This is a genomic window from Streptomyces sp. NPDC017246, from assembly GCF_044331325.1.
Classification (GTDB): Bacteria; Actinomycetota; Actinomycetes; order Streptomycetales; family Streptomycetaceae; genus Streptomyces.
In genome coordinates this window covers 1-14,716 of record NZ_JBIRMW010000021.1, presented here as the reverse complement: position 1 = coordinate 14,716, position 14,716 = coordinate 1, and the positions used below count along the sequence as shown (strand labels likewise).

Here is a 14,716-nt window from a genome sequence, read left to right as displayed (position 1 = left end):
GCCGCTGACCTCGACTGGACAGTGCTGCCCGCTCCCAAGGGAGCCCAGATTCGGGCGGCGGTCGGAGCGGTTCCTCGTCTATCCTCCGAAACGAGTGGGTCCGCCCTCGGGCTCGCCGCGGCGCTGGAGGAGGTGGGTCCGGTCACTGGGACCGACACAGGGACCGACGACGGCCCCGAGGAGACGACCGAGGAGCGCAACGCGCGCTTCGAGCGGGACGCCCTCGGCTACCTCGACCAGATGTACTCGGCCGCACTGCGTATGACGCGCAATCCCGCGGACGCGGAGGACCTCGTGCAGGAGACGTACGCCAAGGCGTACGGATCCTTCCACCAGTTCCGCGAGGGTACGAACCTCAAGGCGTGGCTGTACCGCATCCTCACGAACACCTTCATCAACTCGTACCGCAAGAAGCAGCGTGAGCCCCAGCGCAGCGCCGCCGAGGAGATCGAGGACTGGCAGCTCGCCCGCGCCGAGTCGCACATGTCGACCGGTCTGCGTTCCGCCGAGTCGCAGGCGCTCGACCACCTGCCCGACTCCGACGTGAAGGAAGCGCTCCAGGCGATTCCCGAGGAGTTCCGCATCGCCGTCTATCTCGCGGATGTCGAGGGCTTTGCGTACAAGGAGATCGCGGACATCATGGGGACACCCATCGGTACGGTGATGTCCCGACTGCACCGGGGTCGCCGCCAGCTGCGCGGCATGCTCGAGGACTACGCCCGCGACCGCGGGCTGGTACCCGCGGGCGCCGGAGAGTCGTCGAACGATCTGAAAGGCTCGGGCTCATGAGCTGCGGAGAGCCGCACGAGACGGATTGCTCAGAGGTCCTGGATCATCTCTACGAGTTCCTCGACCACGAGATGCCCGACAGTGACTGCACCAAGTTCGAGGTGCACTTCGAGGAGTGCTCCCCGTGCCTGGAGAAGTACGGCCTCGAACAGGCGGTGAAGAAGCTCGTCAAGCGCTGCTGCGGCAGTGACGACGTCCCCACCGATCTGCGGGCCAAGGTCATGGGCCGGATCGACCTGATCCGCTCCGGACACCTGGTGCCCGAGCAGGAGATCACGCCGATCGTCCCGGCGACACCGGCGTCCCAGGAGTGACACCCGTCCCGTAGCGGGTGAGGAAGGCCGTCGCGGCACGATCGCGGCGGCCTCTTTCGTATATCAGCTTGTATCACCCGATGGTGCTAATCGGCGCCACCGAGCCGTCCCGGGCCGCCCCACTCGCTAGCGTGACACGGGTGATGGGCGTGAAGGTCATTCCGCGCGCGGCCCGCGTGTACATCGGCTGCGCCCTGCTCGGCGCCGGGGCCTCCGCCCTGCCCGCGCTGAACCCCGGCGCGGCCACCCCCTGGGGCACCGTCGCGCTGCTCGCCGCCCTGTACGCGCTCTGCGAACTCCCCGCCCGCTGCCGCGTCCTGGGACGCGCGTTCGGCGGCTCCGTCCCCATGGGCACCGGCTCCTTCTTCCCCGTCCTCCTCGCCGCCGCCCTCCTCCTGCCGCCCGCCGCCGCCGCGCTCACCGCCCTGCCCGGCAGCCTCCTCGCCCGTGTCGACGAACCCCCGGCCGCGCCACGCCGCGCCTGGCGGGCCGCGGCCACCGCCCTCGCCGTCTGGGCGGCCGCCCGCGTCGCCGGCGTCCTGAGCTGCGCCGACGCCCTCGGCCACGGGCCCGACGCCCCCGACTTCCCGTACGCGCTGCTGCCTGCGGGCGCCGCCGCGCTCACCTTCTGTCTCGTCCTGACCGCCCTCGACGGCGGCATCCGGGCGACCGCCGACGGACTGCCGCCGCGGGCCGCCTGGCGCGGACTCCTCGGCCGGGCCCTCGCCCCGCACGGCGTGCACGGCCTCGCCGGACTGATGATGGCCGTGCTCTGGCGCAGCTCGTACGGCCCGGTCTCGGCGCTCTTCGTGCTCCTGCCGATGTACATCTCCTGCTGGGTCTTCGCCCAGTACCACCGCGAGCGGGCCGCCCACCAGGCCACCATCCGCGCCCTCGTCCAGGCCGTCGACATCAAGGACCACTACACCCGGGGCCACAGCGAACGGGTCGGGCACGCCTCCGTCCTGATCGCCCGTGAGCTGGGCCTGGCCGAGGAACGGCTCGACGTCGTACGGTTCGCCGGCATCCTGCACGACGTCGGCAAGCTCGGCGTTCCCACCCGGGTGCTCCGCAAGGACGGGCCGCTCACCCCGGAGGAACGCCGGGTCATCGAGCTGCACCCCGAGTACGGGCACGAGATGGTCCGGGGCATCGGCTTCCTCGGCGAGGCGCGGGCCGCGATCCTCCACCACCACGAACGCATGGACGGCAGCGGCTACCCCTACGGGCTGCGCGGCGAGGAGATCCCCGAGTTCGCCCGGGTGGTCGCCGTCGCCGACGCCTTCGACGCCATGACCTCCACCCGCTCCTACAGCCGGGCCCGCCCGGTGCCGACCGCCGTCGCCGAACTGGAGCGGTGCGCCGGCGGCCAGTTCGACGCCCGGATGGTCGCCGCCCTAGTCCGGGCCCTGGACCGGCACGGCTGGCAGCCCGCCGTCACCGCCGACGAGACCACACCGCCCGCTCCGCCCGGCGGAAACGTGCCTCCACCACGCCCGGTGGACGCGCCCCCGGAACAACGCGCGACGGACGCGCTCACCGACGATCCCGACGTACGGCGCAAGGAGCGCGCATGAGACCGGGGGCCGTCACCGTCGGCACCGTCCACGGGGCGGCGCTGCTGCTGAGCCTCGCCGGCTTCGGCTCCACCCTCTGGTACGGCGTCGACGAACCCGGCAACGCGCTCGCCTTCGGCACCCTCGTCCTCCTCGGCGAGTTCGCCCGCTGGGGCGCCGCCCCCGACGAACGGGAGCCCGCGCCGCTCTCCGCCGCGGGGGCCCTCGCCTACGCCCTCCTCGGGGCCAGCGCCGGGACCGCCACCACCCACGGCGTCCTCCAGATCGTCGCCGTCGTCGTCGCCGCCGGCCTCGCCGGGATCGTCCCCCACATCGCCCGCGGCCGGGGGCCCGGCCCCGACCACCTCGCCCGCCGCGTCCTCACCGTCGGCTTCGCCGCGCTCTGCTTCCAGCCCCTCTACAACTCCGGGGCCGTCGTCGAGCACCTCGGCCAGGGCCCCCCGTACGCCCTCTTCCTCGTCCTCCTGCTCGTCCTGACCGCCCTCTGCGACGCCGTGCTCGCCGCCCTCGTGCTCCGGGCCCGCACCGGATTCCCGTACGGCCCCCTCCTCCGCGACGAACTGCGCGCCCTCCTCGGCATCGGCTCCGCCGTCTGCGCCACCGGCACCGTCATGGCACTCGGCGTGGCCGCCGCGGGACTGTGGGCGCTGCCCGTGCTCGCCGTGCCCCTCCTCCTCACCCAGGTCTCCTTCCGGCGGTACGCCGCGGTGCGCACGGTCAACCGGCAGACCATCGCCTCCCTCGCCCGCGCCACCGAGATCGCCGGCTGCACCCCGCCCGGGCACGCCCGCCGGGTCGCCGCCCTCAGCGCGGCCGTCGGGCGGGAACTGGGCCTCTCCGGGGCCGAGCTGACCGTCCTGGAGCACGCGGCGCTCATGCACGACATCGGGCAGCTCTCCCTCGTCGACCCGGTCGCGGGAGGTGCCACCGCCCTGCTGCCGGCCGAGGAGCAGCGCCGGATCGCGCTCCTGGGCGGCGAGGTCGTCCGCAGGACCGGGGTCCACGAGGCCGTCGCCGTCGTCGTGGAGCGCCAGGCCGACCCGTACCGGGAGCAGCCGACGGCCGCCCGGATCGTCCGCGCCGTGAACGCCTACGACGACCTCGCGGGCGGCGAGAGCGCGGGCGCGGCCCTCGACGCCCTGGAGCGGCTGAGGCTCGGCACCGCCCGCGACTATCACCCGGATGTCGTCGAATGCCTGGCCAGAGTCCTGGCGCGGGGCGGAGCGGCTGGGGTGACCTCCGTCGCCTCTGGGTAACCCATGGGTAATGAGCGCGCGTCCGACCGGGCATGGTTGGATGCGAACAAGAGGGTGAAGCGACCGGCAGGCGGGAATCGTGAAGATCTTCGGGAAGGTACGGCATCGGCCCTCCGCCTCGTGGCGGCAGGCCACCGACCGCGCGTTCACGCTGATCGGCGACGGCCGGTACGAGGACGCGGGCGCGCTCCTGACGCGCGCGGCGGATCTTGAGCCATGGCTCTCGGAGTCCTGGTTCAATCTGGCGTTGCTGCACAAGTTCCGGCACGACTGGGAGCAGGCGCGGGCCGCCGGGCTCCGCGCCGTCGCGCTGCTCGACAAGGAGACCGGCGCCCCCGACTGGTGGAACGTGGGGATCGCGGCCACCGCGCTCCAGGACTGGCCGCTGGCCCGCCGTGCCTGGCAGGCCTACGGACTGAAGGTCCCCGGCGCCGCCGCCGGCACCGGCGAGCCCGCCGGCATGGAGCTGGGCAGCGCCGCCGTCCGGCTCTCGCCCGAGGGCGAGGCGGAGGTCGTGTGGGGCCGCCGGCTCGACCCGGCCCGTATCGAGGTCCTCTCCATCCCGCTGCCGTCCTCCGGACGCCGCTGGGGCGAGGTCGTCCTCCACGACGGAGTGCCGAACGGCGAGCGGACCACCACCGCCGGTCCCTCCTACCCGGTCTTCGACGAGATCGAGCTGTGGGCGCCCTCGCCCGTCCCCACCTGGGTGGTCCTCCTGGAGGCGGCCACCGAGGCCGACCGGGACGCCCTGGAGCAGCTGGCCGCGGAGGCCGGCTTCGCCGCCGAGGACTGGTCGTCCTCCGTGCGGCTGCTCTGCCGTGCCTGCTCCGAGTCGACCATGCCGAGCGCCGAGGGCGAGGGCGAGCACTCCGACCCGCACGACCACAGCGAGCCGGGACACCCCGGGCCGCTCGGCCACCGTTCGCCGGGCGAGCTGTGGGTGCCGGAGCGGGAGTGCGGTATCGCGGCCCCGCCGGGTCTGGTGCGCGGGCTTCTCGACGGCTGGGTGGCGGACAGCCCCGACAGCCGTGAGTGGCGGGATCTCGAAGAGGTCTGCTGAGCGTGTCCTTCGAGGCCCGTAGGCTGTCCTTCGACGGAATCGGGTTTTCAGGAAGGCGCGGCCGGACATGGCGCAGCAGGAGACGGACGAGCAGACGATCAACGACGGCTTCGTCGTGGACACGGAGGACTGCGAGGCGCGCGAGCTCGCCCACCGTGAGCGCGGCACGGCCCGCCCGATCACGGTGGTCGGCAACCCGGTGCTCCACAAGGAGTGCAAGGACGTCACCGAGTTCGACGACTCGCTCGCGGCGCTCATCGACGACATGTTCGCCAGCCAGAAGGCCGCCGAGGGCGTGGGCCTGGCCGCGAACCAGATCGGTGTGGACCTCAAGGTCTTCGTCTACGACTGCCCCGACGACGAGGGCGTCCGGCACACCGGTGTCGTGATCAACCCGGTCCTCAAGGAGCTCCCGGCCGAGCTGCGCGTCCTCGACGAGTCCAACGAGGGCTGCCTCTCCGTCCCGACCGCCTACGCCGAGCTGGCCCGCCCCGACTACGCGGAGGTCCACGGCCAGGACGCCCAGGGCAACCCGGTCAAGGTCCGCGGCACCGGCTACTTCGCCCGCTGCCTCCAGCACGAGACGGACCACCTGTACGGCTACCTGTACATCGACCGCCTCTCCAAGCGGGACCGCAAGGACGCCCTGCGCCAGATGGAAGAGGGCACCCCGCGCTACGAGACGGTGCCGAACGCCTGATCCGTTCACGCGTGCGCGAAGGGCCCCGCACTCCTCGGAGTGCGGGGCCCTTCCTCGTACAGCCGGGTCCTAGAAGTCCTCGTCCAGGTCCACCGAGCCCTCGACCGCCACCTGGTAGGCGGACGGACGGCGCTCGAAGAAGTTCGTGAGCTCCTGGACGCCCTGGAGCTCCATGAAGGAGAAGGGGTTGCCGGAGCCGTACACCGGCGAGAGTCCGAGGCGCACGAGGCGCTGGTCGGCGACGCACTGGAGGTACTCGCGCATCGACTCGGTGTTCATGCCGGGAAGGCCGTCGCCGCAGAGGTCGCGGCCGAACTGCAGCTCCGCCTCGACGGCTTCCTTGATCATGTCGGTGATCTGACGGCCGAGTTCGTCGTCGAAGAGATCCGGCTCTTCCTCCCGCACGGTGTCGACGAACGCGAAGGCGGCGTCCATGTGGCAACTTTCGTCGCGGAAGACCCAGTTGGTGCCGGTGGCCAGGCCGTGCAGCAGACCCCGCGACCGGAACCAGTACACGTACGCGAAGGCGCCGTAGAAGAACAGGCCCTCGATGCACGCGGCGAAGCAGATCAGGTTCAGCAGGAAGCGGCGCCGGTCGGCGGCCGTCTCCAGCCGGTCGATCTTCTCGACCGAGTCCATCCACTTGAAGCAGAACTGCGCCTTCTCGCGGATGGAGGGGATCTCCTCGACCGCGTCGAACGCGGCGGAGCGGTCGTCCGGGTCGGGCAGGTAGGTGTCGAGCAGCGTCAGATAGAACTGGACGTGCACGGCCTCCTCGAACAGCTGGCGCGACAGGTACAGCCGCGCCTCCGGGGAGTTGATGTGCTTGTAGAGCGTCAGCACCAGGTTGTTCGAGACGATCGAGTCGCCCGTCGCGAAGAACGCGACCAGCCGGCCGATCATGTGCTGCTCCGCCGGAGTCAGCTTGGCGAGGTCGGCGACGTCCGAGTGGAGGTCGACCTCCTCCACGGTCCAGGTGTTCTTGATCGCGTCCCGGTAGCGCTCGTAGAAGTCCGGGTAGCGCATCGGACGGAGGGTCAGCTCGAAGCCCGGGTCGAGGAGGTTCTTCTGTTCGGTGGAGCTCATTACTGGCAGGCCTCGCAGGACTCGGGGTTTTCGAGGGAGCAGGCGAGGGCGTCCGCGTCGGGCGTCGCCTGCTGGACGGGGATGGTGGCGGCGGTGGGCGCCGCGGCCTGGGCGGCACGGGCGATCCGGGTCGCCGGGCGGGAGCGCAGGTAGTACGTCGTCTTCAGCCCCTGCTTCCAGGCGTACGCGTACATCGACGACAGCTTGCCGATGGTGGGCGTCTCCAGGAACAGGTTCAGGGACTGGCTCTGGTCGAGGAAGGGGGTCCTCGCCGCCGCCATGTCGATGAGGCCGCGCTGCGGGATCTCCCACGCCGTGCGGTACAGCTCGCGCACCTCGGCCGGGACCCAGGTGAAGCCGGCCACCGAGCCGTTGGCGTCGCGCAGCGCCTCACGGGTCTGCGCGTCCCACACGCCGAGCCTCTTCAGCTCGGCGACCAGGTACGAGTTGACCTGGAGGAACTCGCCGGAGAGCGTCTCGCGCTTGAAGAGGTTCGAGACCTGCGGCTCGATGCACTCGTAGACGCCCGCGATCGAGGCGATGGTCGCCGTCGGCGCGATGGCGAGGAGGAGGCTGTTGCGCATGCCGACGGTCGCGATCCGCTCGCGCAGGGCCGTCCAGCGCTCCGGCCAGTTCAGCTCCACGTCGTAGTGGTCGGGGTGCAGGACACCGCGGGCCGTGCGGGTCTGCTCCCAGGCGGGGAGCGGGCCGCTGCGCTCGGCGAGGTCGGCGGAGGCCTCGTACGCGGCGAGCATGATGCGCTCGGAGATCTTCGTCGACAGGGCGCGCGCCTCGGCGGAGTCGAACGGCAGCTTCAGCTGGAAGAAGACGTCCTGGAGGCCCATCGCGCCCAGGCCGACCGGCCGCCAGCGAGCGTTGGAACGCCCGGCCTGCTCGGTCGGGTAGAAGTTGATGTCGACGACCCGGTCGAGGAAGGTGACGGCCGTACGGACGGTCGAGTCCAGCCGCTCCCAGTCGATGTCGCCACCGACGACGAACGAACCCAGGTTGACCGAGCCGAGGTTGCAGACGGCCGTCTCGCCGTCGTTCGTGACCTCGATGATCTCGGTGCACAGATTCGAGGAGTGGACGACCGTGCCGGGCTCGGCGGTCTGGTTGGCCGTCCGGTTCGAGGCGTCCTTGAAGGTCATCCAGCCGTTGCCGGTCTGGGCCAGGGTCCGCATCATCCGGCCGTACAGGTCGCGGGCCGGCATCGTCTTGCGGGCCAGGCCCGCGGCCTCCGCCTTGTGGTAGGCGGCGTCGAACTCCGCGCCGTACAGGTCGACGAGCTCGGGCACGTCCGCCGGGGAGAAGAGCGACCAGTCGGCGTCGGCGTTGACGCGGCGCATGAACTCGTCGGGGATCCAGTGCGCCAGGTTCAGGTTGTGCGTACGGCGCTGGTCCTCGCCCGTGTTGTCGCGGAGTTCGAGGAACTCCTCGATGTCCGCGTGCCAGGTCTCCAGGTAGACGGCGGCGGCACCCTTGCGGCGGCCGCCCTGGTTCACGGCGGCGACGGAGGCGTCGAGCGTCTTCAGGAACGGCACGATGCCGTTGGAGTGGCCGTTGGTGCCGCGGATCAGCGAACCGCGGGCGCGGATGCGGGAGTAGGAGAGGCCGATGCCGCCCGCGTGCTTCGAGAGGCGCGCCACCTGGTGGTAGCGGTCGTAGATGGAGTCCAGCTCGTCCTGGGGGGAGTCCAGGAGGTAGCAGGAGGACATCTGCGGGTGGCGGGTGCCGGAGTTGAAGAGCGTGGGGGAGGACGGCAGGTAGTCGAGCCGGCTCATCAGGCCGTACAGCGCGGCGACCTCGTCGAGCGCGCGGACGCTGTCGTCCTCGGCGAGACCGCAGGCCACGCGGAGCATGAAGTGCTGCGGGGTCTCGATCACCTTGCGGGTGATCGGGTGGCGCAGCAGGTAGCGCGAGTAGAGGGTGCGCAGGCCGAAGTAGCCGAAGCGGTCGTCGGCGGCCGCGTCGACGGTCGCGTCCAGCCGGTCCGCGTGCAGCGCCACGAACTCGGCGGTGCGGTCGGCGATCAGGCCCTCGCGGTGACCCACGGCGACGGAGGCGGAGAAGGAGAACGAGCCCTGCCCGGCCGCCTCGTCGGCGATGGTGATCGTCAGGAGCCGGGCGGCGAGCCGGGAGTACGCCGGGTCGTCGGCGATGAGACCCGCGGCCGCCTCGGTGGCCAGTTCGCGCAGCTCCGCCTCGTCCGCCACGGCGCTGCGGCCGCGGAGCGCGGCGGCGGCGACCTTGCCGGGGTCGGTGTCGGGGAGATCGGCGGTGAGGTCGGTCAGGGTCCGCAGCAGTACGGTCCCGGGGCCGTCGCTCTCGACCGCGGAAGCCTCGGCGGAAGCCGGATCGGCGGGCGCGATGGTCACGTGGGGGCTCTCCCTCGCTCGGCGCGGGGCCGCGGCGGGGGAAGGCGGGCAGACGGGCGTCCACAACACCGGACGCGACGCTTCCACCGGCCCACTCCGCGAGGCCCGGACGTCATTGGCACCCGGAACGGACGGACCGGGTGCGCCGTCGGCAGGTCCTCGGACTCACGTCGTACGAATTCGTCGTATCCGTACGAAGCACACCGTTGCGGGACAGTTCCGGATTCGCGCCGGATTCCCCTGCGTCGACAGCGAGGACGAGCATACATGTGGGGGGCGCCGTGTGCGGCACCCCCCACATGTTGTGTCGTCCCCCGGCTCAGAACTCCAAGGCGTAGGTGCGCAGGCGGTGGTCGGGAATCGGCTCCCAGTCCCGGTCCGGGGTCCGGACGAAGCCCAGGCGGTCGTATATCCGGTGCGCGGAGACCATCGAGGCGTCCGTGGAGAGCACGATGCGCCGGCACCCCGGCAGGGCCCTCGCCCGCTCGATACAGGCCCGTACGAGGGCCTCTCCGACGCCCCGCCCGCGGGCCTCCCGGGAGACCGCGAGCATCCGGAACTCGGCCTCGCCCTCGACCGCGATGTCCGCCCACGGGGTGCTGCCGGTGGCGAAGGTCACGCCGCCGAGGAGCCGCCCGTCGCCGTCCTCGGCGACGAGCACCTCGCTCTCGCGCGCCCGCCGTGCGGTGTCCCGGAGCACGTTCAGATACGAGTCCTCGGCCCCGTACTTCAGCAGCCCGTCGTTCAGATAGGTCCCCGCGGTGAGCTCACCGAGCGTCTCGTACTCCTCGGGCCGTACCGCCCTGATCGTGAAGTCCATGAGGGCAGTGTGCCTCCGGTCGGCCCCCGGCCTCCAACGGGTGCCGGATGCCGGTCGCCCGCCGGGGACGGCGAAGGCCGCCGTGCCTCCGGAAGAGGCAGGGCGGCCTTCGCCGGGTCCGGCGGTGCCGGGACCGGAGAGCGGTGCCGGTGGGATCCGGCGGCCGGGTCAGTGCGTGTCGGCGCCGATCTTCGGGAGCTTGGCGCTGACGCCGCGGTCCCCGGCGTCGGCCGTGTAGTCCTCCGGGGAGGTCTCGTCGATGCCCTCGGGGGCCTTGACGGCCTTGAGGACGAAGGTGAGGACGACCGTGACGAGGAGGTTGAGGACGAACGCGGTGAGTCCGATGTAGCCGATCTCGCCGATGCCCGGGATCTCGGCAGAGGAGCCGCCGAAGTGCTTCTGGGTCGGGCTGGCGACCCCGTACGCGGCGATCGTGCCGTAGAGCATGCCGACGGCCCAGCCGGCGAGCAGCGCCCAGCGGTGGAACCAGCGGGTGAAGAGACCGCCGACCAGGGCCGGGAAGGTCTGCAGGATCCAGATGCCGCCGAGCAGCTGGAAGTTGATCGCGACGGTCTTGTCCATGGTGAGGACGAAGGCGAGCGCGCCGACCTTCACCAGGAGCGACACCAGCTTGGAGACCTTGGTCTCCTGGGCCGGGGTGGCGTCCGGCTTGATGAAGTCCTTGTAGATGTTGCGGGTGAAGAGGTTGGCCGCGGCGATCGACATGATCGCGGCGGGGACGAGCGCGCCGATGCCGATCGCGGCGAAGGCGACGCCCGCGAACCAGTCCGGGAACATGGTCTCGAAGAGCTGCGGGATGGCGAGCTGGCCGTTCTTCACCTGGATCCCGGCGGCGATCGCCATGAAGCCGAGCAGCGCGAGCAGACCCAGCATCAGCGAGTACAGCGGCAGGATCGTGGTGTTGCGGCGGATGACCTCACGGCTCCGGGACGACAGCGTCGCCGTGATGGAGTGCGGGTACATGAAGAGCGCGAGCGCCGAGCCGAGCGCCAGCGTCGCGTACGTCCACTGACCGGCCTCGCCGGGCACGAGCGAGCCGCGCGGCTTTCCGGTCGCCGGGTTGGTCTGCGCGTACGCCTCGCCCGCCTTGGCGAAGATCTCGTCGAAGCCGCCCAGCTTGATCGGGATGTAGATGATCGCCACCGCGATGACGATGTAGATCAGGGTGTCCTTGACGAAGGCGATGAGCGCGGGGGCGCGCAGACCCGAGGAGTACGTGTACGCCGCGAGGACACCGAAGGCGATGAGGAGCGGCAGGTCCTTGATGAACCAGTGGGTGTTCTCGCCGCCGCCGACGCCCATCACGTCCAGGACGGCCTGGATGCCGACGAGCTGGAGCGCGATGTACGGCATGGTCGCGAGGATGCCGGTGACCGCCACCGCGAGGGAGAGGCCCTTGGAGCCGAAGCGGCCGCGCACGAAGTCCGAGGTGGTGACGTACCCGTGCTTGTGCGAGACCGACCAGAGGCGCGGCAGGAAGGTGAAGATCAGCGGGTAGACCAGGATCGTGTACGGCACGGCGAAGAAGCCGGCCGCGCCCGCCGCGTAGATGGCCGCCGGGACGGCGACGAAGGTGTACGCGGTGTAGAGGTCGCCGCCGAGCAGGAACCAGGTCACCCAGGTGCCGAACGACCGGCCGCCCAGTCCCCATTCGTCGAGGCTGTTCTCGTTCTCGGCCCTGCGCCAGCGCGAGGCGAGGAATCCCATGACCGTGACGGCCAGGAAGAAGAAGATGAAGACGGCGAGTGCGACGCCGTTCACGCCGTCCTTCATCGCGCGTCACCTCCCTTGCGGGCGCGCTGGTCGAGGTGCCACAGCTTGTACGCCACCATGGTGAGCACGGTGGAGATCAGCACCCAGAGCATCTGGTACCAGTAGAAGAACGGGATGCCCGCGAGAAGCGGTTCGACCTTCGCGTAGGAGCTCACCCAGAGCATCGCGACGAACGGCGCGAACAGACAGAGGGCGATCACCACCCGCAGGGGTGTGATGGTGGGTTGTTTCCCTTGTGTCGCATCTGGCGTATCTGACATGGCGATTCCCGTCCCCTCGCTGATCACCTCGGTAATGGTGGGGAAATCTAGGGGACGGTTCAGCTCCATGGAACCCCCGTCCGCATAACGGATGGGACTTTGTCAGTCGAGGTGGGAACGCCGAACGGCCGCACCCGATGAGGTGCGGCCGTCCGTGTCGTACGGAGTCGTACGGTAAAGGGAAATAGGGGTCAGCCGTTGGGGCGCTTCAGGCGCGCCACGAATTTGTACCGGTCGCCGCGGTAGACCGACCGCACCCATTCGACCGGCTCGCCCTGGGCGTCCAGCGAGTGGCGGGAGAGCATCAGCATCGGCAGGCCCACGTCGGTGCCGAGCAGGCCGGCCTCGCGCGGGGTGGCGAGGGAGGTCTCGATGGTCTCCTCGGCCTCGGCGAGGTGCACGTCGTACACCTCGGCGAGTGCGGTGTACAGCGAGGTGTACTTCACCAGGGAGCGCCGCAGGGCGGGGAAGCGCTTCGCCGACAGATGGGTGGTCTCGATCGCCATCGGCTCGCCGCTCGCGAGCCGCAGCCGCTCGATGCGGAGCACCCGCCCGCCGGCCGTGATGTCGAGCAGCCCGGCGAGGGTGTCGTCGGCGGTGACGTAGCCGATGTCGAGCAGCTGCGAGGTGGGTTCGAGGCCCTGGGCGCGCATGTCCTCCGTGTAGGAGGTGAGTTGCAGGGCCTGGGAGACCTTGGGCTTGGCCACGAAGGTGCCCTTGCCCTGGATGCGCTCCAGGCGCCCTTCGACGACCAGCTCCTGGAGGGCCTGGCGCACGGTGGTGCGCGAGGTGTCGAACTCGGCGGCGAGTGTGCGCTCCGGCGGGACCGGTGTGCCGGGCGGCAGGGTCTCCGTCATGTCGAGCAGATGCCGCTTCAGTCGGTAGTACTTGGGCACGCGCGCGGTACGGGTGGGAGTCCCACCCTCCGTCTCCGTGCTGCCCGCGTCCGTGGCCATGGCCTGCCTTCCCGACTCCTGTGCTGCTGCCGTCACCGGCTCCTCCGTCTGTCGCGGCTCACATGGTGGCACGGACCGGTCACGGGTCGTCGCCCTCCCTCAGGTGTCGGTCCGATAACGGACGCGACTGCCCTTCTTATACACCCTTGACACCCCTAAAGGTCTAGGCCAAGCTCCCGGTACTGGTCTAAACCATTAAAGACCAGGTCCCAGCCCCACTAGCACTACCCGACGTATGTCTTCGCGCGGTGGGCAGGGGTTGCAGCATCCCTGAGGAGGGTGGCGTGAAGCGCAAGCTCATCGCGGCGATCGGCGTCGCAGGCATGATGGTCTCTATCGCTGCGTGTGGTTCCGACAGCGACAAGGGTAAGGACGGCGCCAAGGCGTCGTCCGGGGGCGACAAGACCCTGACCGTCTGGGTCATGGACGGTTCCGCGCCGGACGCCTGGATGACCGAGGTGAACAAGGCCTTCGAGGCCAAGCACCCCGGCGTCAAGGTCAAGGTCGAGAAGCAGATCTGGAACGGCATCCAGGAGAAGGTCACCACCGCCCTCTCCGAGGACACCCCGCCGGACGTCCTGGAGCTCGGCAACACGCAGACCGCGGGCTACGCCGTCACCGGCGGACTCGCCGACCTGACCGGCGACAAGGCCACGCTGGGCTACGACGGCTGGAACAAGGGCATGCTCGCCTCCAGCGAGCTGGACGGCAAGCTCTACTCGGCCCCGTGGTACGCCGCCAGCCGTGTCGTCGTCTACGACAAGGCCGCCTTCAAGAAGGCCGGTGTCACCCCGCCGAAGACCCGCGCCGAGTGGGTCGACGGTCTGAAGAAGCTCAAGGCCTCCGACCCGAAGTCGCAGGCGATCTACCTGCCGGGTCAGTCCTGGTACGTCCTCGCCGGTCTCATCTGGGACGAGGGCAGCGACCTCGCGGTCAAGGACGGCGACAAGTGGAAGGGCAACCTGTCCTCCCCCGAGGCCGTCAACGCCATGAACTTCTACAAGGAGCTGGCGTCCTACTCCAACGCTCCGAAGGACAAGGACGAGGGCACCCCCCAGCAGTCCACCGACATCATCCCCAAGGGTGGCGTGGCGTCCTGGATCGGTCTCGGCTGGGAGGCCGGCGGCGCGATCGACGCCATGAAGAAGGCCGGCAAGACCGCCGACTTCGGTTACTTCCCGATCCCGGGCAAGACCGCCGACAAGCCGGGCTCCGTCTTCTTCGGCGGCTCGAACCTCGCCATCGCCGAGCGCTCCAAGAACAAGGACCTCGCGAAGGAGTGGCTGGCCCTCGCCGCCGGCAAGGAGTACATGACGAAGTACGCCGTCGCCACCGAGGGCGCGCTGCTTCCGAACACCGACGCCGCGCAGTTCAAGCCCGCCGCCGGCTCCTTCGCCGAGTCCATGGCCCTCTCCTCCGTCTCCGGCAAGATCACGCCGGTCACCCCGGGCTGGGCGAACGTCGAGACCGCCCCGAACCCGATCAAGGACTACATGACCAAGGTCCTGAAGGGTCAGGACGCCAAGGCGGCCGCCGAGGCGGCCGACAAGGTCATCAACGAGCGCATCAACCAGCAGTAATCCGTAGCCCGGTGGTGGGGGGGGGGGGGGGGGGGGGGGCGGCCCCCGCCGCGGCGGGGGGGTGGGGGGGGGCGGGGGGGGGGGGGGGGGGGGCCCGGTTGGGGGGGGGGGGGGGGGGCGGGGGGGGAACGTGACGGGGGGGGGGC

At 70.6% G+C, this 14,716-nt stretch carries 13 protein-coding genes and 1 riboswitch; of the genes, 7 read left to right on the top strand and 6 right to left on the bottom strand.

What is annotated here, in order from left to right; translation table 11 throughout:
- The first annotated feature begins 132 nt into the window (after positions 1-132).
- The 6 genes from ACH4MY_RS34120 (at position 133) to def (ending at position 5,696) form a co-directional block, all read left to right on the top strand.
- Positions 133-789, top strand: coding sequence for a sigma-70 family RNA polymerase sigma factor (locus ACH4MY_RS34120; protein WP_030207302.1), 657 nt, complete (start codon positions 133-135; stop codon positions 787-789).
- Positions 786-1,103 carry a mycothiol system anti-sigma-R factor gene (rsrA, locus tag ACH4MY_RS34115; RefSeq protein ID WP_398008139.1) on the top strand — a complete coding sequence of 106 codons (318 nt, stop codon included), beginning with the start codon at positions 786-788 and terminating at the stop codon, positions 1,101-1,103. Before ACH4MY_RS34120 ends, rsrA begins: the two co-directional genes overlap by 4 nt.
- A 149-nt stretch (positions 1,104-1,252) precedes the next feature.
- A complete protein-coding gene (locus tag ACH4MY_RS34110; RefSeq protein ID WP_398008331.1) occupies positions 1,253-2,680 on the top strand; it encodes an HD-GYP domain-containing protein in 1,428 nt (475 codons plus the stop codon).
- Positions 2,677-3,936 carry an HD-GYP domain-containing protein gene (locus ACH4MY_RS34105; RefSeq protein ID WP_398008138.1) on the top strand — a complete coding sequence of 420 codons (1,260 nt, stop codon included), beginning with the start codon at positions 2,677-2,679 and terminating at the stop codon, positions 3,934-3,936. The genes ACH4MY_RS34110 and ACH4MY_RS34105 overlap by 4 nt, the downstream gene beginning before the upstream one ends.
- Positions 3,937-4,015: 79 nt before the next feature.
- Entirely contained in the window at positions 4,016-4,996 is a 981-nt protein-coding gene (locus ACH4MY_RS34100; RefSeq protein ID WP_384896718.1) for a tetratricopeptide repeat protein, read from the top strand.
- A 67-nt stretch (positions 4,997-5,063) separates the two neighbouring features.
- The gene (gene def, locus ACH4MY_RS34095) at positions 5,064-5,696 is read left to right on the top strand and encodes a peptide deformylase (RefSeq protein WP_398008137.1); all 633 of its coding nucleotides are present in this window, start codon (positions 5,064-5,066) and stop codon (positions 5,694-5,696) included.
- Positions 5,697-5,765: 69 nt separating this feature from the next.
- Here the strand turns inward: def and ACH4MY_RS34090 are convergent, their stop codons facing one another.
- The 6 genes from ACH4MY_RS34090 to ACH4MY_RS34065 form a co-directional block, all read right to left on the bottom strand.
- Positions 5,766-6,782: a ribonucleotide-diphosphate reductase subunit beta gene (locus tag ACH4MY_RS34090; RefSeq protein WP_398008136.1), complete on the bottom strand. Its 1,017-nt coding sequence runs from the start codon at positions 6,780-6,782 to the stop codon at positions 5,766-5,768.
- The gene (locus ACH4MY_RS34085) at positions 6,782-9,160 is read right to left on the bottom strand and encodes a ribonucleoside-diphosphate reductase subunit alpha (RefSeq protein ID WP_398008135.1); all 2,379 of its coding nucleotides are present in this window, start codon (positions 9,158-9,160) and stop codon (positions 6,782-6,784) included. The genes ACH4MY_RS34090 and ACH4MY_RS34085 overlap by 1 nt, the downstream gene beginning before the upstream one ends.
- A 132-nt stretch (positions 9,161-9,292) precedes the next feature.
- A riboswitch (cobalamin riboswitch) is annotated at positions 9,293-9,442 on the bottom strand.
- A 37-nt stretch (positions 9,443-9,479) separates the two neighbouring features.
- Positions 9,480-9,980, bottom strand: a complete 501-nt coding sequence (locus ACH4MY_RS34080) for a GNAT family N-acetyltransferase (protein WP_398008133.1) — start codon at positions 9,978-9,980, stop codon at positions 9,480-9,482.
- 168 nt (positions 9,981-10,148) lie between these two features.
- Complete coding sequence (gene mctP, locus ACH4MY_RS34075; protein WP_398008131.1) at positions 10,149-11,774, bottom strand: monocarboxylate uptake permease MctP; 1,626 nt, start codon at positions 11,772-11,774, stop codon at positions 10,149-10,151.
- Positions 11,771-12,034, bottom strand: a complete 264-nt coding sequence (locus tag ACH4MY_RS34070; RefSeq protein ID WP_398008329.1) for a DUF3311 domain-containing protein — start codon at positions 12,032-12,034, stop codon at positions 11,771-11,773. Before ACH4MY_RS34070 ends, mctP begins: the two co-directional genes overlap by 4 nt.
- 191 nt (positions 12,035-12,225) lie before the next feature.
- Positions 12,226-12,990, bottom strand: a complete 765-nt coding sequence (locus ACH4MY_RS34065; RefSeq protein ID WP_383800744.1) for a GntR family transcriptional regulator — start codon at positions 12,988-12,990, stop codon at positions 12,226-12,228.
- A 284-nt stretch (positions 12,991-13,274) separates the two neighbouring features.
- Between ACH4MY_RS34065 and ACH4MY_RS34060 the strand changes: the two genes are divergently transcribed.
- On the top strand, positions 13,275-14,570 hold the full coding sequence (locus ACH4MY_RS34060) for an extracellular solute-binding protein (RefSeq protein WP_398008129.1): 1,296 nt from the start codon (positions 13,275-13,277) through the stop codon (positions 14,568-14,570).
- Positions 14,571-14,716: the final 146 nt, after the last annotated feature.

Excerpts from the sequence above, each read along its gene's own strand:
- rsrA (WP_398008139.1), top strand. The coding sequence starts at position 786 with ATGAGCTGCGGAGAGCCGCACGAGACGGATTGCTCAGAGGTCCTGGAT.
- ACH4MY_RS34105 (WP_398008138.1), top strand. The coding sequence starts at position 2,677 with ATGAGACCGGGGGCCGTCACCGTCGGCACCGTCCACGGGGCGGCGCTG.
- def (WP_398008137.1), top strand. The coding sequence starts at position 5,064 with ATGGCGCAGCAGGAGACGGACGAGCAGACGATCAACGACGGCTTCGTC.
- ACH4MY_RS34090 (WP_398008136.1), bottom strand. The coding sequence starts at position 6,782 with ATGAGCTCCACCGAACAGAAGAACCTCCTCGACCCGGGCTTCGAGCTG.
- ACH4MY_RS34080 (WP_398008133.1), bottom strand. The coding sequence starts at position 9,980 with ATGGACTTCACGATCAGGGCGGTACGGCCCGAGGAGTACGAGACGCTC.
- mctP (WP_398008131.1), bottom strand. The coding sequence starts at position 11,774 with ATGAAGGACGGCGTGAACGGCGTCGCACTCGCCGTCTTCATCTTCTTC.
- ACH4MY_RS34070 (WP_398008329.1), bottom strand. The coding sequence starts at position 12,034 with ATGTCAGATACGCCAGATGCGACACAAGGGAAACAACCCACCATCACA.
- ACH4MY_RS34065 (WP_383800744.1), bottom strand. The coding sequence starts at position 12,990 with ATGGCCACGGACGCGGGCAGCACGGAGACGGAGGGTGGGACTCCCACC.